Origin of the sequence: Moorella thermoacetica, assembly GCF_001267405.1 — a bacterium.
In the GTDB taxonomy this organism is placed as follows: domain Bacteria; phylum Bacillota; class DSM-521; order Neomoorellales; family Neomoorellaceae; genus Neomoorella; species Neomoorella thermoacetica.
This window is the reverse complement of the sequence record NZ_CP012369.1, coordinates 1092490-1113343: the sequence shown is the minus strand read 5'-3', so window position 1 is coordinate 1113343 and position 20854 is coordinate 1092490. Positions and strand designations below refer to the sequence as shown.

Here is a 20854-nt window from a genome sequence, read left to right as displayed (position 1 = left end):
CTTCAGGTTTCTTTACCCTCCAGTTTAAGACCGCTTACAGTAATGTTGACAGCCACAACTTCCAGGGCTGTCATATTTGTAATATTTGTCATCACCCTTTTCTGGGCCGCCTGCAGCAGCGGCGGTAGGAAAACACCGTAAGGGGCCGTTACCTCCAGGTTAAGTACCAGGCTGCCGTCCCGATTTTCCACCTGGACCCGGGAGCTGCTCAAACCGCCGGTGGCGACCAGGTAGCCGGCCAGCTGGGCGATGACGCCCTGGCTGATATAAAAATGCCCCAAGGAATTAAAGGTAGGGCGAACGGTTGTCTGTTCCACCCACAGGTTCCGGCTCTTTCCCGGCGGTGCCTGGCGCCGGCGCAGAAAGGTGCGCAGGGGTTCGATAAGGGGGCCGTTAAAGCGCGGTTTTACCTCCACCGTCGGCGCCGGGATCACGTGCTTGCCCAACTGCTGGCGGATCTGCCGGGCGCGATAAATCTCCTTGGGGGTGGCTATCTCCGAAATATCTACCCAGCGGGACGGCCGGGGCATACCCAGCCGCTCGCAAATACGCAGGGTCATTTCCCTGGAAGTGCTGATTACCAGGACCCGGCGCGGGTTTATGGTAGCCAGGCACTCCCGTACTTCCCGGGCCCGCTCGGGATCGTTAAAGAGGGCCGTTTTAATGGCCCCCACCCGGGTCGGCTGTTCCTTGGCCGAAACCCCGGCCAGGATCCGGCTGCCCTGGATTAACAGGCCATCGTCAATAATGGCTTCGGCGGCATAATCGCGGGCTACTGCCAGGGCCCGGTGACTCTTACCACTGCCGCTGGGGCCGATGAGGGCAATAACATCCATGGGATTTTACCTCCCCTTAACTAAACTAATTATAAACTAAAATCTAATTCAGGCAATGCCCCTTATAACCCCTGAGTGTCTTTGGTTATATTACTGCCTGGTGCTATAATAAAATACTGCTACGAGATTCCAGGGGAGGGAAAGTAATGGCCATCAGCGGTAATAACTACGAGCTCCTAACAGCGTCCATGCTGGAATGTGGTAGCTTGGTTATTCCCGATATGCTGTTAAAGTTCTACACCCGCCTGGGCCTGACGGAATTAGAAATGATGGTTTTAATCCACCTCTTTCACTGGCGCCAGGTGGAGCAGGAACGTTTCCCGGCCCCGGAAAAACTCCGCCAGTACATGAGTGTCGATGAAGAGGAGATCAAGAACCTGATCGCCTCCCTGATTGAAAAAAAGCTCCTGGCCGTAGAACCCTATTATAACCAGGTCCTGGGCCGCTGGCAGAACACCTTTTCCTTTGCACCCCTGTGGACGAAACTAACCCGGATAGCCCTGGGGGATTATAACCTGGCAATCACGCCTGAAAAGGAGGCGGCCCCAACAGCGGTTAAGTACGGAGAACTGTACCGTACCTTTGAAAAGGAGTTTGGCCGGCCCCTGTCTCCCCTGGAAAGCGAACAGCTCAGGGAATGGTGCCAGGACGACCGCCTGTCTGTGGAGTTATTGCAGGAAGCCCTGCGGCGGGCGGTACTGCGCGGTGCTCTTAATTTCAGGTATATCGATTCTATTCTCCGGGATTGGCTACGCCATAACATCCGTACCGTTGCCCAGGCCATTGACCACGATGAGCAAAAAAATAAAAGGAAAATCAGGCGGATTAAAACGGAAAATCCGGCCGGCACCAGGGACAAGTATCGCGAACTTTACCGTCTCAACCCGGAGGGTTAAACTGGAGGCCTGACCATGGAACGGATCCGTATCCCCCCCAACCTTGTGACCAAAAACCAGCCACCCAACATACCGGCGCCCAGCCCCCATTACCAGTGCCCCCTGTGCCGCGACCGGGGGTTGATCATTCGGGACGGCCGTGCTTACCGCTGTCGTTGCATGCAACAAAAGGCCTGGCAAAACCGCCTGCGGGCAGCCAACCTGGCACCCCAGCTCAGCCGGTATACCTTCCAGAACTTCGATCTCAAGTATTACTCCCGCACCCTGAAGGATGAGCTGACGGGAACTACATATTATGATAGTGCCCGCCATTGCCTGGAGGCAGCCCGTCGCTTTGTCAACACCTACCGCCAGGAGGATCACGGCCGCGGCCTTTTTATTTTCGGCCCGGTAGGAAGTGGTAAAACCTTTCTGGCAGCAGCCATTGCCAACGCCCTGACTGCCGCCGGGAGGGAGGTTCTATTCGCCGTCGTCCCCGATCTTCTCGATGCCCTTCGCGCCACCTATGACCGCCGTTCCCTGGACAATAGCCATACAGAACTCGAACTCATTGATGCGGCCCGGGGGGTGGCTATCCTTATCCTTGACGATCTGGGCGCCCATAACTACACTGAGTGGACTTGTAACAAAATCTATTCCCTGATCAACTACCGCCTAATCAATGAGTTGCCGACGGTGATAACCAGTAATCTGGATCTGAAGGCCCTGGAAGAATACCTGGGGGAGCGGACGACCTCCCGGATAATCCAGCTCTGTCAATCCTTCCACCTGCCAGTGGCCGAAGATATTCGTTATATCATAAGCCGGGAAGGCATCACCAAAAAGTGATGCCTTTTTCTTTAAAACCCATTGACATTGATTATCATTTACCATAATATATTCATAGAAGCTCATTGATAATGTTTATCAATTAGATCCGAGCATGTACTGAAATAACGGACATAAGTATAAGGTGATAAGGTCTGAAGCGTTGCCCACGGTAACGAAATGCAACCAGCGAACCATAAAAGCCAAGTTTGCTAGCTTAACACCCGGATCCCGTAGACTGTACCCTCCAGCCCCAAGGAAGCCCAACGAATAATCGCCAAATTTGGTAGTACCCTTTTTTCAAAGGAGGAAGACGCCATGACCCTGGACAAAGCCAAAAAAGGACAGCGCATCCGTATCCTGGCTCTGCCCGGACCAGGCATCCGGGCCCAGGCCATTCGCTTTGGTATAGCCGAAGGGGAACTGGTCACCTGTACCAATATCATCCCGGGAGGCCCCATAATCATCGCCAAAAACCACCAGGAAATAGCTATCGGCAGGGGCCTGGCTGAAAAAATTACCGTGGAACCAGTTGCCGCTCCGGCTCCGGTTAAATCCCTGGCAAGGAGGCGTATCTATGGCCTGCCACGATCTTAATCAGGACCTCAACATTCCTGCCGGTGTCCGTAAAATAGTCCTGGCCGGCAACCCCAACGTCGGTAAATCAGTCTTTTTTAACGCCTTTACCGGCCTTTATGTGGATGTATCTAATTTTCCCGGTACCACCCTGGAAATCAGTCATGCCCGGGTAGGTAGTGATTTTATTTTGGACACGCCCGGCGTTTATGGGGTATCTTCCTTTAACGATGAAGAGAAGGTAGCCAGGGACGTTATCCTGGGCGCCGATATCGTCATCAACGTCGTCAATGCCGTTCACCTGGAACGAGACCTTTTCTTGACCCAGCAAATCATTGACATGGGTATACCCATGGTCGTCGCCCTCAATATGGTCGATGAAGCCACCCGTCAGGGCATAACCATCGATGTCAAGGAACTGGAGCGGCTTCTAGGGGTACCAGTTATTCCCACCGTGGCTGTGAAAGGCCAGGGGTTAAAGGAGGTTAAGCAGGCTGTAGCCCGTGCCAGGCATGGCAATAGCCTGCCTGAACTGGAAGAGATGCTACCCCTGTTACAACATAAGACCCACAGCCGGGCCGAGGCTCTACTTATCCTGGAGGGTGATCCCTATGTGGCTGCCCGCCACCATCTTAAACCCATAGATCGTCAGGAAGAGATCTACCTGGCCCGGCGGCGGCGGGTCGACGCCATAGTTGCCGCCGTAATTAAGGAGACCAGTACCGGGGCTTCCTGGGGTACCCGTCTCAGCCGCTGGATGATGCAACCCCTGACAGGTATACCCATCCTGTTGGTGGCCTTGTGGTTGTTATATGAATTTATCGGTGTCTTTATTGCCCAGACAGTTGTGGGCATCACTGAAGACATAATCATGAAGGGGTATTATGAACCCTTTATCCGCAACCTGATCAGCCCATGGCTACCGCCGACTTCCGTTCCGGGAGCCCTTTTAATCGGTGAATTCGGCATCCTGACCATGACGGTAACCTATATCCTGGGACTTTTATTGCCCCTGGTGCTGGGCTTCTACCTGGGGCTATCAACCCTGGAGGACTCCGGTTATCTACCGCGGATTGCCGTCCTGGTGGACCGGGCCCTCATGCGCTTGGGTTTAAATGGGCGGGGAATCATCCCCATTATCCTGGGTTTTGGCTGTGTAACGGCAGCCACGATAACCACCAGGTTGCTGGGGAGTAACCGTGAACGTCGGATCGCCACTTTTCTCCTGGCCATGGCCATACCCTGCTCGGCCCAGCTGGCGGTAATCACCAGCATGCTGGTGCGCCTGGGGCACGGCTATACTATACTGTATATCATCCTGATAGGCAGTATCCTGGTGCTGACCGGGACAGCCCTGAACTGGCTACTGCCGGGCCAGCCCAGTGATCTCTTTATCGACCTCCCGCCCCTGCGCTGGCCGCAGCCTGTTAATATTCTAAAAAAAACTGCCACCCGAGCCAGTTCCTTTATCCAGGAAGCCGCGCCCCTCTTTGCTGGCGGCGCCCTGCTGATTGGTATTCTCCAGGTTACCGGCCTCCTGGCTGCTCTGCAAAACCTGTTGGCACCGGTTACCGTCAACTGGCTGCAGCTCCCCAAGGAAATGGCTACCGCTTTTATCATGGGCTTCGTCCGGCGGGATTTTGGCGCCGCTGGCCTGTACAGTTTACCCCTGACGCCGGCCCAATCTCTCGTCGCCCTGACTACTATTACCATCTTTGTACCCTGTATTGCTTCGGCCCTGGTTATCTTCAAGGAGAGGGGCTGGCGGGAAGGGGTCATCATCTGGCCGACCATTCTGTTGCTGGCCTTTCTCATTGGCGGGGTAATCTCCCACATCTTGATTTAGAGGAGGACTGGCAGTCATGTTAACCGGTTGCACTAGTAAATGCCCTCGATGCGGCTACCCGGTAAAAGACCCCCGGCAACTCCGCTGCCCCCGTTGTCATACCCCTCTGATAAGTAATTGCAACGGCCAGTGCCGGGGTTGCATCCATCGCCAGATAGCGTTCAATAGGAAGACCACAGAAATTTAACATTTTGAATATAATCCTCCCTCTTGTCATACGCCGCCGAATGGCATTATAATGTGGTTGAATGGTAGATATTTAGTCCTTAACGGTTGCATGGACAGCCGGGAAGAATGAGGGGGAGGAGTCTAAATGCAAAATATTCTCCTTGAAGTGCCTGTAGGTGTATCCGGGCGGCATGTGCACCTTACCAGGGAACATCTCCAGACTCTCTTCGGGCCTGGCTATGAATTAATTAAACTTAGAGATGTAGTCCAACCGGGGCAGTTTGCCGCAAAGGAAACAGTTACTATAGTAGGGCCCAAGGGTGTACTAGAAAAGGTGCGTGTCCTTGGCCCGCTCCGGTCCTATACCCAGGTGGAAATATCGCGGACAGATAGCTTTAAACTTGGCGTCAATCCTCCCATCCGCGATTCTGGCGATCATGAGGGTTCTCCCGGTTGTGTTCTGGTAGGACCGGCGGGGGTAGTTACCCTTAAGCAAGGTGTAATCATCGCCCTGCGCCACATCCACATGCACACCGATGAGGCCAAACGATACGGCTTAAAAGACAAAGACCTGGTAACTGTCCAGGTGGGTGGCGAACGAGGATTAATTTTTACCAATGTCCTGGTGAGGGTAAACCCCAATTTCCGCCTGGAGTTCCACGTTGATACCGACGAGGCCAATGCTTGCCTGTTGAATAATAACGATATGGTCCAGGTACTCACCCCGGCAGCAGCGGAAGCCCTGGGGTTGGTGAGCTAAGAAGAGCCCTCCCGAAGCTCCTGTAAAGGAGCTTTTATTTTTACCGCCCTGGCAGGATATTTACATTTAAAAGCGAAGGAACATATAGTATAAGGAGGTGCTCTGGTTAATGAGGATCCCGGTATGTGACAGGTGTAAAGCCAAAAATGTCGAGGGCATTATCTGCCGCCATTGCGATACAGCTTACTGCTATGACTGTCTGGATGCCAACCCCCCTGATATGAAAATCTGCCCCACCTGTGGCCAGTTCCTGTGTAACGAGTGTTACGAGGGCATGATCGCCTGTGACCAGGTACCCCCCGGCAAATAACCCGCTTCGGCGGGATTTTTTATTTATTTCTATTGACAGCCCTTAATAAGGCAAACTAAAATTAAGATATAGTGAAAATCAGTTTCACAAAAAGCTGGCCCAGGCCGATCCATGAGGACCCTGGGAGCGAAAGAAAACAACGCCAGCCGGCGTGAGTACCTTTGCGAGGGAAGCTGTAATGGCCAAAGAAAAAATAAACGGCGAAGAAGGTAAAACAGTCCAGGCGGTAGAAAGGGCTTTAGCCATCATGGATGCCCTGGCGGAAGCCGGTACCCCCATGGCCATCACCGACCTGGCCGATAAAGTCCAGTTAAATATAAGCACCGTACACCGGCTTCTGAGCACCCTCATTGTCAGGGGGTATATCGAGCAAGAGCCGGAAACCAGCCGCTACAAGCTTGGGTTGAAGCTTTTTGCCATGGGGAAAACTGCCCTCTATGCCCAGGACCTGCAGACCATCGGCCGTCCCTTTCTGGAGGAACTGGTACGACGCTGTAATGAGACGGCCAACCTGGCCATCCTGGACGGGCGCGATGTAGTTTATATCGACCAGGTGGAATCCAACAATATCGTCATTGTCCGCATGTTTGCCAGGGTGGGCAGCCGCGGTCCGGCCCATGCCACCGGTTCCGGTAAAATGCTTCTCAGTTCACTAACTGATGACGAACTAGACAAGCTCTTTGACGGGGTTATTCTGGAACGCTACACCAGCGAGACAATTACGGACCTGGCTATCCTCAAAAAAGAGTTGCAGCGTATCCGGCGCCAGGGCTATGCCATTGACCTGGGGGAAAGGGACGAGGATGTCCGCTGCGTTGCCGCTCCAATTCGCAACCATGAGGGAAAGATAGTCGCCGCTATAAGTGTTTCCGGACCCCACACGCGCATTACCAATTATTATTTAAACAATGAGCTGGTTGATATTGTACTTGGTGTTGCCCGGGAGATGTCCAAACGCCTGGGCTATCAGGATAAAGGGTAAAATGAAAACTGCTTTCAAAATTAAATACAAGTTAATTTAAGCGTCCCTTATAAGTATACAAAATACGGGGCGCTTAATTATTTTTACATTATGAAAAACCATTTCGTTGACAGGCTTGATCCCTCCCTTTAAAATAAAGATTGGGGTTGCGAAAATAGCTTTCACCATATGATAATCAATAAGCCTTGGATGAAAGCAAAAATTCATTAAAAGCGGGGGCGAAAAAGAAATGATTCAATGGCCAAAACAAAATGATGTCCTGGGAACCGTTAATCGCGGCAATCCGGCAGAATCTGGTCTATGTACCTTATGCCGGGCAGATTGCCAGGGGAAATGCGAGACCTGGATGTCCAGCATGGTGGGGCGCAAGCTCCTCTATCCCCGGGATTTCGGTACTGTTACAGCCGGAAGCTCAAACACAACCCATGTAGGAATTTCTTATAACTCCTTGAGGATCCTGGGATACAACTACGGCGCTTATGGTCTAACAAAAGGCCTCTCCAATAGTGCTGATGACTGTATTTTCCCCAATGTAAATGTCGAAACCGAATTTGGTAGTGAGGTAAAAACCAAAGTCAAAGCCCCGATCATGACGGGAGCCTTAGGATCTACCTTTATCGCCGCGAAGTACTGGGATTCCTTTTCTATAGGTGCTGCCCTGGTTGGAATCCCGATCGTTATTGGGGAAAATGTCGTAGGGATTGACAAGGAAGCCGTTATTGAAAATGGTAGGATTGTCAAAGCCCCGGAATTGGATCGACGTATTCAGACCTACTTGAAATACTATGATGGATTTGGTGCCATTATCGTCCAGATGAACGTAGAAGACACCCGCAACGGTGTGGCCGAATACGTTATCGAGAAGTACGGCGATCAGGTTATTCTGGAGCTGAAGTGGGGTCAGGGCGCCAAGGACATCGGCGGAGAAATTCAGGTTACCGATCTCGAGTATGCCATCTTCTTGAAGAACAGGGGCTATGTGGTCGATCCTGATCCAACCATTCCGGAAGTTCAGGAAGCCTTTAAGAGCGGGGCTATTAGATCCTTTGCCCGCCACAGCCGCTTGGGCTATACGAATCTCACCAGTTTTGAGCAGGTGAGAGAAAACTTTATGACAGCCATTGAGTACCTCCGCGGACTGGGCTACAAGCGGATTACCTTGAAGACCGGCTCCTATGGAATGGAAGCCCTGGCTATGGCTATCAAGCTCGCTTCTGATGCGAAACTTGATTTGCTTACCGTGGACGGCTCAGGCGGCGGTACCGGCATGAGCCCGTGGAACATGATGGAAACCTGGGGCGTTCCCTCTATTCTGCTTCATTCTAAAGCCTATGAATATGCCAGCCTGTTAGCTGCCAGGGGTAAGAAAGTTGTCGATATGGCCTTTGCCGGCGGATTGGCCAGGGAAGATCATATTTTCAAAGCTTTAGCTTTGGGTGCGCCTTACGTTAAACTGGTATGTATGGGGCGAGCCTTAATGATTCCGGGCTTTGTCGGGTCCAACATTGAAGGTGTGCTCCATCCTGAAAGACGCGCGAAAGTCAACGGAAACTGGGATAGTTTACCCAGGACTGTGGCCGAATTAGGTACGAAAGCTGAAGAGATTTTTGCCGGTTACTATGATGTTCAAAAGAAAGTCGGCGCTGAGGAGATGAAGAATATTCCTTACGGTGCCATTGCCTTCTGGACACTAGCCGACAAACTGACGGCAGGATTACAGCAATTAATGGCTGGAGCCCGCAAATTCTCCCTGGATCAAATCACCAGAAATGATATCGCTTCCGCTAACCGGGAAACCGAAGCCGAAACAGGTATACCCTTTATTACCGACGTTCAGGACGAATTAGCCCGGAAGATTCTCCTTAGTTAATTAGATTAATCCTCACCAGGAGGGAGCTGACTTGCCGGTGACCAGGGTTAATAAAACAAAGGGTGTCCAGGCAGTCGACCGGGCCCTGACCATCCTGGAGGTCATGGCCCGGGAAGGCTCCCCCATGATGCTCTCTGCCATTAGCGCCGAGTTGCGGCTAAACATCAGTACCGTCCACCGTTTATTAAACGCTCTGGCGGCTCATGGTCTGGTGGAACAGGAGCCCTACCAGGGCCGCTACCGCCTGGGGATCAAAGCCTTTGAAATAGGTAACCGGGCCCTCTACAGCCTGGATATCCGGGCTATCGCCCGCCCCTTACTAAACCAGCTGGTGGATGATTTTAACGAAACAGTCAACCTCTCAATTCTCGATAAGTATGAGGTTGTTTACATTGACTAGGTGGAGTCCAATCAGATTATAAAGATGCTGGCCCGGCCCGGTACCAGGGCTCCGGCCTACTGTACCGCCGCCGGCAAAGTACTGCTGGCTTATCTGGATGATAAACTGCTGACCAGGTACCTTAAAGATGTACCCCTTTTACCTTATACGGCGGCAACTATCAGCGAACCTCAGCAGCTCAGGTATGAGTTGCAAAAAATACGCAGCCAGGGTTTTGCCCTGGATCAAGGTGAGAGGGAAGATGAGGTTCGCTGTGTAGCAGCGCCGGTATTCAACCATGAGGATAAAGTTATCGCTGCCGTAAGCTTATCAGGCCCGGCGAACCGTATACCAACAGAAGTGTTAACCGGTAGGTTGGCCACGGCTGTCGTTCAGGTTGCCCTGAAGATTAGTCAGCACCTGGGTTACCGGTGCTCGTAAAATCTAGATCCAGGTCGTAATGGGAGCAGGTATTTTAGAGTCTTTTATGGGTAATACTAACATCAAACCTAATATTAACCACAGGGGGTTTGATGTTATGGAAATTTACCGGGCTCGTTGGCCCAATCGCAGTGCCAGAGGCGATCTGAGCGTTTCCAGTAATGGTATTCGTCTGCGAGGTGCTGCTTTTCAGCATCTACGCGGTTGCAATTACGTAATGATTGGCGTGGATGGCCGGCGCCTGATATTAAGAAAGAGCGATGACCCTAGTAATTTAAAGTTAAGGCTGGCCGCCAAGGGTAAAATAGGGGAAATTGGCGGTAAGCACCTGACCCAGTGGCTGCTGGAGCATGGGTTTAATAAAGGACAGTATAAGACCCAGCTGGCAGAAGACCAGGTCATTGTGCAGCAAGAATTAGCTTAAGGGACCCGCAAGGGTCCTTTTTCATTTTCTATTATGGTATAATTGACCATGGGAAAGAAACTAGCCACTACCTGCGGATCGAAATTTAGTGCTTTCCGGGAGGGGAAAAAGTGGATAGAACTGAGATTGAAGCAAACATCCGGAGATTAAACGATCAACTTGCTGAAATAATCGAAGAAAAAAACTTCGTCCTCGGTCAGACGGGCCGTCATGTACCGGGTCATGTCGCGAGGGAATACGAGGCCACTATTAAACGCCTGGAAAAAGAACTGGCTGAATGGCGCCAGTTACTTGCCAGGGAAGAGGAAAAAAGCCGTTGAGGGCGAATATGGTATACCAGAGGTAAAAGGCGCCGGTAAAACTTTTCCCTGAAAGGGGTTGGCAACTATGGCTGAAATCTTTGATCGTAAAGCCGGGGATTACGACGACTGGTATACGCGTCCCCTGGGAGCCCTGGTCGACCGGGTGGAAAAGGAGCCTATCTATGCTTACCTGGACCCCCATGCCGGAGAACATATCCTAGACGTCGGCTGTGGTACCGGTAACTTCTCCCTGGAACTGGCCCGCAGGGGCGTAAAGGTGACGGGTATCGACATATCTGATCCCATGCTGGCCAAAGCCAGGAAAAAGGCGGCCGACGCTGGCCTGGCGATTGAGTTTCTCCATGCCGACGCCATGAATTTGCCCTTTGGCGATAATACCTTTGACAAGATAGTATCGGTTACGGCCCTGGAGTTTGCCCCGGATTTAAAGGCCGTCCTGGAAGAGAGTTACCGCGTGTTGAAGCCCGGGGGGAGGATGGTCATCGGCCTCATCGGCGGCAACAGCCTCTGGAGCCGCCATTATGAGGCCCGGGCAGCCCGGGAGCCGGATTGTCTCTTCCGGTACGCCAGATTCTACACCCTGGACGAACTTCTGGCCGCCATGCCCGGTAAAAACGTCCAGGGTAAAGCCGTCCTCTTCTTTGGCCCTGACTTCGACGGCACCAAAGTCGATGAAGCCCTGGCCATCGAGGCTGCCGCCGCCCGTGAGGGTCGTACCAATGGTGGCTTTATCACCGCTGTGAGTTATAAAGACTAAAGAGGCCAGCCAAAGATGATTATCAAAGTATTGCCCCTTCCGGAGTATTACCACGGGAGGGGTGTTTTTTGTCCCTTTAGGTTATTTAACCTTGACGCCTTTCCCGATCTGGGTTAGAATAATAGTGCACTATTGCAATAGTGCACTATTGCTATCTATATCGAAAGGTGAGGAGGCCGATGGAATTTGACAATTCCCGTCCCATTTACCTGCAGATTATTGCAGCCATTAAGAAACAGTTAGCCCGGGGCGAGCTCCAGCCCGGCCAAAAGCTCCCCTCCCAGCGGGAAATGGCCGAGGAACTGCAGGTCAATCCCAACACCGTCCAGCGGGCCTACCGGGAGATGGAGGCTATGGGCCTCCTGGAAACCCTCCGCGGCCAAGGAACATTTATATCCAACCGGCCCGGGCTGCTGCCGGAGATCAAGGCCGAACTGGCCGGTGGCATCCTTAACCACTTTATCGCCGAAATGCGCTCTCTGGGTTTAAATGCCGGGGAGATTCTCAGCCTGGTGCACCAGGCGTTGGACCAGGAAGAGGAGGGCAAAAGATGATTGCATTTGAAAGGGTAACTAAAACCTTCGGCTCCACCAGGGCCCTGGATGAATTCACCCTGGAGATTGCCGACGGCAAGATCACCGGTCTCTTCGGGCCCAACGGCGCCGGCAAATCGACCTGCCTGAAGATGATTGCCGGCCTCAACCGTCCGAACGCCGGCCGGGTCCTCATTGACGGACGGGCACCGGGTATGACAACTAAAAGCATGATAGCTTATCTGCCGGAAATTGATTACCTGTACCCCTGGATGACCATTAATGAAGCTGCCAGTTTCTTTGCCGGTTTCTATGAAGACTGGGACGAGGGCAAATACCGGGACCTGTTATCTTTCTTGCAACTGGAACCGTCGATGGTGATCAGCAAAATTTCCAAGGGAATGCGGGCCAAGGTGAAATTGCTCCTGACCTTTTCCCGGCGCGCCAGGTATGTTCTCCTGGATGAACCCCTCTCGGGCATCGATATTTTGACCCGTGATGCAATCATCCGCACCATCGTCAAGGACTACAGTGCCGGCGAGCAGACCATCATCCTTTCCACCCACGAGATCCCGGAGGTTGAAGGGCTGGTGGAGGATGTGGTTTTCATAGACCGGGGGCGAGTTAAGCTGGCCGGTACGGCCGAAAATTTGCGCCAGCGGGAAGGCCGGTCCCTGGTGGCCATTATGAAGGAGGTTTTCCGCCATGACAACGACTAAAATCAGCGGCTGGCAGAAGCTGGGCCGCCTTTACCGCAAGGAACTGCGGGATTTGCGCCTGGAGAGTATGGTGGTGCTGGGGCTTATCCTCCTCTGGAATCTTTTCCTGTATTACAAAGCCAGCACGGCGACCTGGCCTCCAGGCACCCATCTGGTTTTCAGTTTAATGATGCTTGTAATAACTGGATTTTTGCCCCTTATAGAGTCCTTCAAAATCTGGGGAGATGAGTGGAAGAACAATACCGTTTACCTGCTGTTCTCCCTGCCGGTGAACGGGCAACAGGTTGTCCTGGCCAAGCTCCTGGCGGTACTCACCCAGTTTATTCTCTTAAGCCTGGCAGCTCTCCTGGCCACAGGCGCTTTATTTAAGGCAACAGTTTTAAACGCTGATTTTGTTATGATAAATAATGAGATCTGGCGGCTTATCTGGCAATATCGCCTTATCCTGGCCATAATCGCCGTCAACGGAGTACTTGAACTGGTCAACTTTGTTCTCCTCGCCTTTCTGGGCACTCTACTGGGCCAGTCGGTGCGGAGATTCTCCGGATGGGTGACAGGAACCTTTTTCCTGGTTGGTATGTACGTGTCTGGCAAGCTGGCTACCTGGCTGGCAAAAGTTTTGAATTACCTGCCCTGGCCGGCTACCAATATCCGCCTGCCCCTTAACTTCCGCGACCTGAGTATATATTCTACCAGTTCCGGTGATATATCTATTTACGCTGGAACGGTGGCCCTGCTGCTGGTAACCGGCCTTCTTTTCATAGCCACGGTGCTTTTTTATAACCGCCGGGTGGAGCTGTAATAACGCCCCAGCATAAAGACACCCGGAGGCAGGAACTTGGCAATCGAATATGCCTTGGGAGCACTCTATACCGACGTCTTGGATAGTACCACATATATGAAGCTAACGTCTACCCTCCAGCTTATGGCAGGCAGGTGAAAGGCTCCCGGCCCCTTCAGCGTGAGATGGAGGGATAACTTACGCCGAAGGTATCTTGACACCATCACCCAGGTAGTGGTATTAATTTATTAACAAAACTGCAAAACATCCCACGGCTTATCGCGAGAGGTGGAGGGAGGGCCCCGATGAAACCCGGCAACCCCGCTATTTAGCCGGAAGGTGCCAAGTGCCGCAGGAAACCTCCTGGAAGATAAGTTGACTCTTGTCCAACCTCTTCTTAAAATCCGGGAAGGGGTTTTTATTTTACCCCGGGGCGAAAGACCTCCTGAACTGTAGTTATGATTGGTGGGGGAGCCCCTCATGGGGGCTGACGTCTCTGCCACGAACAGGCAAAGATAAAGCCAAGCCACCCCCGCCGCTAAAAGCAACTGAGTCTAAAGTTTGCTAGCTGAGAACCACCGAAGCCTGGAGCCATCCCAGTCCCCAGAAAGCCAACCAATAATCATATGATTTGGCATAAACTTTCTTTTAAAGGAGAACTTTGCCCCGTGGAGGGGAGTATATAATGGGTGAAGCAAAATTTGAGCTAGAGGATGTAACCCTGAAGCGTCCCGGCCATAATGCCGCCGGTGAGGTAACGACCACCATTATCCTGAACAAGATAACTACTTTCTTTCTTAAAGAGAAAATCACCGCCGTTCTCGGGCCCTCAGGTTCCGGTAAATCCAGCCTCCTCAGGCTTCTAAACCGTTTGGAGGACCCGGCTGCCGGCAGGATTACCCTTGACGGCCAGGACTTGCAGAGCCTCAATATATTTACCCTGCGCCGGAGGGTTGGGATGGTCCGGCAGCTACCAACCCTCTTTCCCGGCACGGTGCTGGAGAATATCAGCTATGGCCCTCGCCTGCGGGGCATACCGCTGTCCCGGGATAGGGCCGGGGAATTAATCCTGATGGTGGGCCTGGGTACCGAACTCCTGGACCGCCGGGCGGACAGCCTCTCCATCGGCCAGCAGCAGCGGGTCTCCCTGGCCCGTACCCTTGCCAACGAACCGGAGGTTCTGCTCCTCGATGAGCCGACGTCGGCCCTCGACCCTACGGCGGCGGCCAATATCCTGCACCTGATGGTCGACCTGAAATCCCGTTTAGGACTAACCATTATCTTGGTTACCCACATCTTGGACCAGGCCCGCTAAATTGCCGACGAAGTCCTTTTTATGCATCGCGGCGAAATAGTCGAAACAGCTCCGGCCCAACAGTTTTTTACTGCTCCGCGGGACCCCCGCAGCAGGCTCTTCCTGTCCGGGGAGTTGGAGGGATAAGGATGCAGTATATCAATATCGGCCTTGGTGATATAGGTCTGGCCCTGATGCTGGTAGGGATCACCCTGGCTGTTTCTTTGTGGCAGCGCCTGGACCTTCACAGAGATCTATTTATCGGCACCCTCAGAACATTTATCCAGCTAACGGCCGTCGGTTACCTGCTGCAGGTGATTTTTAACCTAGATCGCTGGTACCTGGTCGTCCTGGCTTTAGGTATCATGTTACTGGTGGCTGCCGCCAACGCCTTTCACCGGCAACAGGAGCGCTGGCCCGAGTTATTCGTCATTATGCTCTTGGCCATAGCACTGGGCGGGATTATAACCCTGGCCATTGTCATTGGCATTGTTTTAAAGGTAAAACCCTGGTATCAGCCCCAATATATTATTCCTATCGCCGGGATGATTGTTGGCAACGCCATGATCGGTGCCGCCCTGGCCATCAACCGTTTAACAGGGGAGATCAATGCCCACCGGGAGGAGATCGAGGCGGCCCTGTCCCTGGGGGCGACTGCCTACCTGGCAGTCCTGCCTTACCTGCGTTCGGCCCTGCGAGCGGCCATGTTACCGACCATCAGCACTATGATGACGGTGGGTATTGTCCAGTTGCCAGGAATGATGAGCGGTCAGATCATTGCCGGTGCCAGCCCGGCGGCAGCTGTCAGGTACCAGGTCGTCGTCACTTATATGGTTGCCGCCGCTACGGCCCTGACTACCATTACCGCCACCCTGCTGGCCTACCGCTATTACTTTACGCCCAACCACCAGCTGAAACCGCCGTCCCAGCGCTGACGATTTCCAGTTTGATACCTCATTCGTCAGCAGGGGAGAGGGCACCATCGCCGTCCGTGATATGGACTACCACCTCACACATCCCATTTCGGGGAGGTGAGACCTGGGGTACAAATTAACGCCTGCGGGGTTGGCGGCCTTGCTGGATGAACTGGTTACCACCCGCATGCACTGACCCTTTGCACCTCCTCGGGTTGGAGTTCTACCGACAACTTCTCTTGCAGGGATCGGAAAAAGTGTGGTCAGCAGTTCCTTGAACAGGCGGTCGTGATCAACGGGCATTGGCGGTTTCTCCTGTTTTTCTTTTCATGATTTTACTTAAGGAGTTCCGGCCGGGCAAGGATTATTTTTACGATTTGTGATATACATCATTTTTATATGGGTACCTTCTGGATTACAATGGGAACAGAACAAAATCAGCTCAAACAGCACCATATTTTCGGGGGAGTGAGACATGGGGTACAAATTAACGCCGGCGGGGTTAGCGGCCCTGCTGGACGAACTGGTTACCAGCAGACGGGTTTTCGGGCCGGTACGTTACGCCGGTAAAGGCCGCCTGGCCGGTACGGATCTAATTACTTATGGCCCGGTAAAGGGCCTGGCCGATGTGGTTTGGGATGCCAGGACAACTTTCTCGCCCAAGGAAGTATTCTTTCCGATTAAAGAGAGCCTCTTTTATTTCTCCGATGGGGAAATAACCGAGTCCGCCCTGAAAGCCTCAGAAATATTGGAAACTGTGGTTTTTATCCGCGCCTGCGACCTCAACGCCGTTACCCGTCTGGATAAAATCTTCCTGGAAAACGGGCCCGCAGCGGACAATTATTATGCCCGGCGGCGCCAGCATACCCATTTTGTACTGATGGAATGCCAGGAGAGCTTCCCCGGTTGTTTCTGTGTCTCTATGGGCACGAACAGGGCTACCGGCCACCAGGCGGCCCTGCGCCCGGAAGGCAGTTATTACCTGCTCCAGGCCCTGGCCGAGCCGTGGCTTTCCCTGGGGGAGCGCTACGGCCAGCCGGCTGATGTAGAACCGGTTTGGGTGCAGGAGAATTCCCTGACCGTTAAAGTGCCGGACCGGGTAGATACCAGCCTTTTTCAACACGAACTTTGGCGGGAATATAGCTCCCGCTGTATCGCCTGCGGCCGTTGCACCCTCTCCTGCCCAACCTGTAGCTGCTTTTCCGTCCAGGATATATTTTATCGGGATAACCCGGAACGGGGGGAACGCCGGCGGGTCTGGGCGAGTTGTCAGATCGACGGCTTTACCGATATGGCTGGCGGCCACAAAGTACGTGAGGACCGGGGCGAACGCATGCGCTTCAAAGTCTTGCATAAAATCGATGACTTTCGCCGCCGGTTTGGGATCAATATGTGCGTCGGCTGCGGCCGCTGTGAAGAAGTCTGCCCGGAATACATCTCTTTCGCTCGCTGTGTCAATACTTTAAGCCAGTTAATGAACGGAGGTGCCGGGGCGTGATTGCCAACCAGATTGCCAATCCTTATCTTCCCGCATCTGCGCAGGTGTTAGCCATCCAGCCCCAGACCGGCGTGGACTATACCTTCCGGCTGGCCACGGATATAGAACCGGCCTGGGGGCAGTTCGTGGAGATTTCCTTGCCGGGGGTTGGGGAGGCACCTATATCCGTCAGCGACGCCGGTCCGGGCTATATCGAGCTAACTATCCGCCGGGTGGGCAAGGTAACCACTGCTTTACACCAACTAAAACCGGGAGATACCGTATACCTCCGCGGGCCCTATGGCAGCGGCTTCCCTAGGGATGAATTTGCCGGGCACCAGTTGGTGGTTGCCGCCGGTGGTACCGGGGTAGCCCCGGTGAAGGGCTTAATCAACTACTATGCGGGCCACCCGGGAGAGCTGGCTGGCCTTAACCTTCTCCTGGGCTTCAAAACGCCGGCTGATATCCTGTTCCGCACGGATATTGAACGCTGGCAAGGCCTTTTTCCCACCATCCTCACGGTTGATCAGGGCCAGGCCGGCTGGTCGGGTAAGGTGGGCCTGGTAACGGAATTCGTTAAGGAAATCCCCCTGAAAAATGATGCCAGGATTATTGTCGTTGGGCCGCCTCTGATGATTAAATTTACCGTGGCCGAATTTATTAAATGCCAGATCAAACCGGAGCAAATCTGGGTCTCCCTAGAGCGGCGGATGCACTGCGGCCTGGGCAAGTGCGGTCACTGCAAGATCAACGACGTATACGTTTGCCTGGAAGGGCCGGTGTTTAACTATAGCCGGGCCCGGGACCTGGTCGACTGAAGGAGGAGGGAGCCATGTATAATACGAAAGAATTGATCAAGAACGCCTACCGCATTACCAGCCGCAGGGGTTATACGGCCCTGCGTCTCCGGGTGCCCGGCGGGCACCTGGCGGCCGAATATTTAGGCTTAATCCAGGATATAGCCCGGCGCTACGGCAACGGTACCGTTCATCTGACTACCCGCCAGGGTTTTGAAATCCCCGGCATACCCCTTGACAAAGTACCGGAGGTAAACCAACTGCTGGCACCTATGTTGCAACAAGAGGCCGCCCTGGGAGTGGCCATCGAGAATATCCATGCCGGTTACCCGGCGGCGGGCACCCGGAACGTCACGGCCTGCATTGGCAGCAGAGTCTGCCCCTTTGCCAACTTTGACACCACGGCCCTGGCGCAAAAAATCGAAGGTCTCATCTATCCCAACCACTACCACGTCAAGATTGCCATTACCGGTTGCCCCAACGACTGCATCAAGGCCCACCTCCAGGACATCGGCATCATCGGCCAGGTGGAGCCGGAGTATGATCCCGGCCGCTGTATCGCCTGCCAGGCTTGTGTCAAGAACTGCCGCCAGTTTATCGTCGGCGCCCTGGAGCTGGTCAATTACCAGGTGGAACGCGACGGCAAGCGCTGCCTGGGCTGCGGCGAGTGTATCCTGCAATGTCCCATGGCGGCCTGGACCAGGGGGCGCCAGTACTACCGGATCGTGGCCCTGGGTCGCACCGGGAAAAAGAGCCCGCGCCTGGCGGCCAACTTCCTGGAATGTATTGATGAAAAGGCCGTCCTGCAGGTAATCGCCAACCTGTACCGTTATATTGAGCGGCACATTGATCGCTCCCTGCCCAAGGAGCACGTTGGCTATATCGTCGACCGCACGGGCTACCAGGTCTTTAGGGATGAACTCCTGGATGGTGTTGATCTGGGTCCGAAAGGCCGGGTGGCCCGGGAATTGCCCTTTTACGGCTACAGCTACGACCGCGACTTGCTGTGGAGCAAATAGTTGGGGTGCCAGTTATACCATGATATGACTTCAAGACCTACTGGCAACCGAAGATAGGTGAGGTAATTATTAAATAACGGCATACAGAGCGGCGGCGACGGTGGGCATGTCGTCAGTTTCGTGGAAAATTGCAGGGCGAGGCCCTGGTGGCTCCGGAAATACCCCTGACACCCCCGGCTTCGGATGGAAAACCATCCGGGGTTCCGCAAGTACAGGGGGTGATATCCGTGCCGATACCACGTTTTAAAAAGGCGCTGCGGCGCCTATCAACAGGATTTGCTATGCTTGATTATCTCTTTCAGCAGCTGCCGATAGGCAGCCGGGTGGCGGCAAGCATGATCAAAAGCGCTCTTAGCCCGGGGCCAGTACCTGGAAATGAGTTCTCTTATACCAGATACGGCTGCAGGGTAAAAATTTAACGGGTCAAAGTCTACTTCCTGCGCGCCGGCCCTGGTGGCCGCTTTTGTTATGGCGGCCAGGTCTTCAGGAGCATCCGTCAGGCCGGGTATCACCGGGGCGACAAAAACCCAGGTCCTGATGCCGGCCCTGGCCAGCTTTTCCAGGGCCGCCAGGCGCCGGGATGGAAGCGGCGCGCCGGGCTCCAACAGCCGGGCCAGTTTGTCATCCAGGGTAGTAATAGTAAAGCCGACCTCGGCGGGCATTGCTTTTAAAAGCTCTGCATCTCTGAGGACCAGGTCGGACTTGGTAAGAATAGATACTTCCAATCCACTCGCGGTTAATAATTCCAAACACCTTTGCGTCAGGCCATATTTTCTTTCGATAGCCTGGTAGGCATCGGTAACGCTGGCCAGCATAACCTTTCCCTTTTTGGGCCGCCGTAACTGGGCCGCCAGTACTTCGATAAAATTCGTCTTGACTTGGACGAAGGAACCCCATTTTTCCTGATGGCCATTGAAGCGTGCCATGCAACTGGCGTAACAATAGATGCACCTATGGCTGCACCCGGTGTAAGGGTTCAAACAGTAATCAATGCCTGGAATACGGGAACGGTTGAGGGCGCTGCGACAGGCGGTCTCATATATTTTAAACACGACGGTCTACCTTTCTCCATTCCGGGTGGGCATCTTAGAATTGTTTGCATCGTTTTCAAGGCCTCATTATACCAGATACTAGGCCTGACCCCAAGTCCTTGCTATTCAGACCCAGGATAAAACCTACCGCTGCCACCACGCCCCTTTATCCCTTGCCTGTTTGCTAACCACCGTAGTAAAATAAAGAAAAAGCTACCAGGAATAAAATCAACTACCAGATGAGGAGGTGCAGGAGATGAGCCTTACCCTGGCGGAACTGGCTGCAGGCCGGCAACGGTATACCTATGAGGATTATTGCCGCTTACCGGAAGGGTCGCCCTATCAGTTAATCGGGGGGGAACTGGTAATGACGCCTTCACCGACACCCTATCACCAGATGGTATCCATGAAATTGGAATTACAAATGGCAGGCTTTGTCCTGGAAAAGGGGCTGGGGATTATCTTATATGCCCCGGTTGATGTCTACCTGGATGAAGAAGAAACCTACCAGCCGGACATTATTTTCATTGCCAGCTCGAGGCTGGACATTATAGAAGAGAAGCGCATTAAGGGCGCCCCGGATTTAGTGGTGGAGATTCTTTCCCCCGGTACCGGCTATTACGACCTGCGCAGTAAATATAAGGTTTATGAAAAGAGTGGTGTCAGGGAATACTGGATTGTCGATCCCCAGCAAAAATCGGTGCAAGTCTTTTGTTTGCGGGACGGAAAGTTCGTCCTGGACCAGGAAGCGGAGCAGCAGGGGACGGTAAGGTCGCGGGTGATAGCCGGGTTGGAAGTGCAAGTAGAAAGTATCTTTTAAGTTTCTAGTTATCCGTTCCCCCCTTGACAGGGCTATTTTTTTAGCTATAATGTATATATATAATATATACGGTGCTATACAGATAACAGGGTTA

22 protein-coding genes, 1 pseudogene and 1 riboswitch are annotated in these 20854 nt (G+C 53.3%); of the genes and pseudogenes, 21 read left to right on the top strand and 2 right to left on the bottom strand.

All coding sequences use genetic code 11. The features are described 5' to 3' along the window. Positions 1-2: 2 nt before the first annotated feature. A complete protein-coding gene (locus MOTHE_RS05615; RefSeq protein ID WP_011392700.1) occupies positions 3-836 on the bottom strand; it encodes an Asp23/Gls24 family envelope stress response protein in 834 nt (277 codons plus the stop codon). A gap of 146 nt (positions 837-982) precedes the next feature. Here MOTHE_RS05615 and MOTHE_RS05610 point away from each other — a divergent pair, with 146 nt between their 5' ends. The 20 genes and pseudogenes from MOTHE_RS05610 (at position 983) to asrC (ending at position 18909) form a co-directional block, all read left to right on the top strand. After that, positions 983-1732: a DnaD domain-containing protein gene (locus tag MOTHE_RS05610; protein WP_011392699.1), complete on the top strand. Its 750-nt coding sequence runs from the start codon at positions 983-985 to the stop codon at positions 1730-1732. A 15-nt stretch (positions 1733-1747) separates the two neighbouring features. Further along, positions 1748-2560 (top strand): ATP-binding protein, encoded by an 813-nt coding sequence (locus MOTHE_RS05605; RefSeq protein WP_011392698.1) that lies wholly within the window; start codon positions 1748-1750, stop codon positions 2558-2560. A gap of 297 nt (positions 2561-2857) precedes the next feature. Beyond that, the gene (locus tag MOTHE_RS05600; RefSeq protein ID WP_053094765.1) at positions 2858-3136 is read left to right on the top strand and encodes a FeoA family protein; all 279 of its coding nucleotides are present in this window, start codon (positions 2858-2860) and stop codon (positions 3134-3136) included. Then, positions 3117-4961, top strand: coding sequence for a ferrous iron transport protein B (gene feoB, locus MOTHE_RS05595; protein WP_053094764.1), 1845 nt, complete (start codon positions 3117-3119; stop codon positions 4959-4961). Before MOTHE_RS05600 ends, feoB begins: the two co-directional genes overlap by 20 nt. A 313-nt stretch (positions 4962-5274) precedes the next feature. Then, the gene (locus MOTHE_RS05590; RefSeq protein ID WP_053094763.1) at positions 5275-5889 is read left to right on the top strand and encodes a phosphate propanoyltransferase; all 615 of its coding nucleotides are present in this window, start codon (positions 5275-5277) and stop codon (positions 5887-5889) included. 109 nt (positions 5890-5998) lie between these two features. Next, positions 5999-6199 carry a hypothetical protein gene (locus tag MOTHE_RS05585; RefSeq protein ID WP_025774666.1) on the top strand — a complete coding sequence of 67 codons (201 nt, stop codon included), beginning with the start codon at positions 5999-6001 and terminating at the stop codon, positions 6197-6199. A gap of 178 nt (positions 6200-6377) precedes the next feature. Beyond that, positions 6378-7181 carry an IclR family transcriptional regulator gene (locus MOTHE_RS05580; protein WP_011392694.1) on the top strand — a complete coding sequence of 268 codons (804 nt, stop codon included), beginning with the start codon at positions 6378-6380 and terminating at the stop codon, positions 7179-7181. A gap of 229 nt (positions 7182-7410) precedes the next feature. Then, positions 7411-9051 carry a glutamate synthase-related protein gene (locus MOTHE_RS05575; protein WP_011392693.1) on the top strand — a complete coding sequence of 547 codons (1641 nt, stop codon included), beginning with the start codon at positions 7411-7413 and terminating at the stop codon, positions 9049-9051. A 37-nt stretch (positions 9052-9088) separates the two neighbouring features. Next, a pseudogene (locus MOTHE_RS14235) lies at positions 9089-9871 on the top strand (IclR family transcriptional regulator). 19 nt (positions 9872-9890) lie between these two features. Beyond that, a complete protein-coding gene (locus MOTHE_RS05565) occupies positions 9891-10295 on the top strand; it encodes a hypothetical protein (protein ID WP_011392691.1) in 405 nt (134 codons plus the stop codon). A 110-nt stretch (positions 10296-10405) separates the two neighbouring features. Beyond that, entirely contained in the window at positions 10406-10615 is a 210-nt protein-coding gene (locus tag MOTHE_RS05560; RefSeq protein ID WP_025774661.1) for a hypothetical protein, read from the top strand. A 67-nt stretch (positions 10616-10682) separates the two neighbouring features. Further along, complete coding sequence (locus MOTHE_RS05555) at positions 10683-11375, top strand: class I SAM-dependent methyltransferase (RefSeq protein WP_011392690.1); 693 nt, start codon at positions 10683-10685, stop codon at positions 11373-11375. Positions 11376-11554: 179 nt separating this feature from the next. Then, complete coding sequence (locus MOTHE_RS05550; RefSeq protein WP_011392689.1) at positions 11555-11929, top strand: GntR family transcriptional regulator; 375 nt, start codon at positions 11555-11557, stop codon at positions 11927-11929. Further along, positions 11926-12627: an ABC transporter ATP-binding protein gene (locus MOTHE_RS05545; protein ID WP_011392688.1), complete on the top strand. Its 702-nt coding sequence runs from the start codon at positions 11926-11928 to the stop codon at positions 12625-12627. The genes MOTHE_RS05550 and MOTHE_RS05545 overlap by 4 nt, the downstream gene beginning before the upstream one ends. Further along, positions 12614-13429: a hypothetical protein gene (locus MOTHE_RS05540; protein ID WP_011392687.1), complete on the top strand. Its 816-nt coding sequence runs from the start codon at positions 12614-12616 to the stop codon at positions 13427-13429. The genes MOTHE_RS05545 and MOTHE_RS05540 overlap by 14 nt, the downstream gene beginning before the upstream one ends. 252 nt (positions 13430-13681) lie before the next feature. After that, positions 13682-13785, top strand: a riboswitch (SAM riboswitch). Between the two features lie 308 nt (positions 13786-14093). After that, positions 14094-14723, top strand: coding sequence for an ATP-binding cassette domain-containing protein (locus MOTHE_RS05535; protein WP_053094761.1), 630 nt, complete (start codon positions 14094-14096; stop codon positions 14721-14723). 128 nt (positions 14724-14851) lie between these two features. Continuing rightward, positions 14852-15637 (top strand): ABC transporter permease, encoded by a 786-nt coding sequence (locus MOTHE_RS05530; RefSeq protein ID WP_011392685.1) that lies wholly within the window; start codon positions 14852-14854, stop codon positions 15635-15637. Positions 15638-16091: 454 nt separating this feature from the next. Next, complete coding sequence (asrA, locus tag MOTHE_RS05525) at positions 16092-17114, top strand: anaerobic sulfite reductase subunit AsrA (protein WP_011392684.1); 1023 nt, start codon at positions 16092-16094, stop codon at positions 17112-17114. Further along, positions 17111-17911, top strand: a complete 801-nt coding sequence (gene asrB, locus MOTHE_RS05520; RefSeq protein WP_011392683.1) for an anaerobic sulfite reductase subunit AsrB — start codon at positions 17111-17113, stop codon at positions 17909-17911. Before asrA ends, asrB begins: the two co-directional genes overlap by 4 nt. 14 nt (positions 17912-17925) lie before the next feature. Then, on the top strand, positions 17926-18909 hold the full coding sequence (gene asrC / locus MOTHE_RS05515) for a sulfite reductase subunit C (RefSeq protein WP_011392682.1): 984 nt from the start codon (positions 17926-17928) through the stop codon (positions 18907-18909). A gap of 266 nt (positions 18910-19175) precedes the next feature. Here asrC and MOTHE_RS05510 read toward each other — a convergent pair whose 3' ends face one another. Continuing rightward, positions 19176-19961 carry an SPL family radical SAM protein gene (locus tag MOTHE_RS05510; RefSeq protein ID WP_053094760.1) on the bottom strand — a complete coding sequence of 262 codons (786 nt, stop codon included), beginning with the start codon at positions 19959-19961 and terminating at the stop codon, positions 19176-19178. A 235-nt stretch (positions 19962-20196) separates the two neighbouring features. Here MOTHE_RS05510 and MOTHE_RS05505 point away from each other — a divergent pair, with 235 nt between their 5' ends. After that, complete coding sequence (locus MOTHE_RS05505) at positions 20197-20760, top strand: Uma2 family endonuclease (RefSeq protein WP_011392680.1); 564 nt, start codon at positions 20197-20199, stop codon at positions 20758-20760. Positions 20761-20854 lie beyond the last annotated feature (94 nt).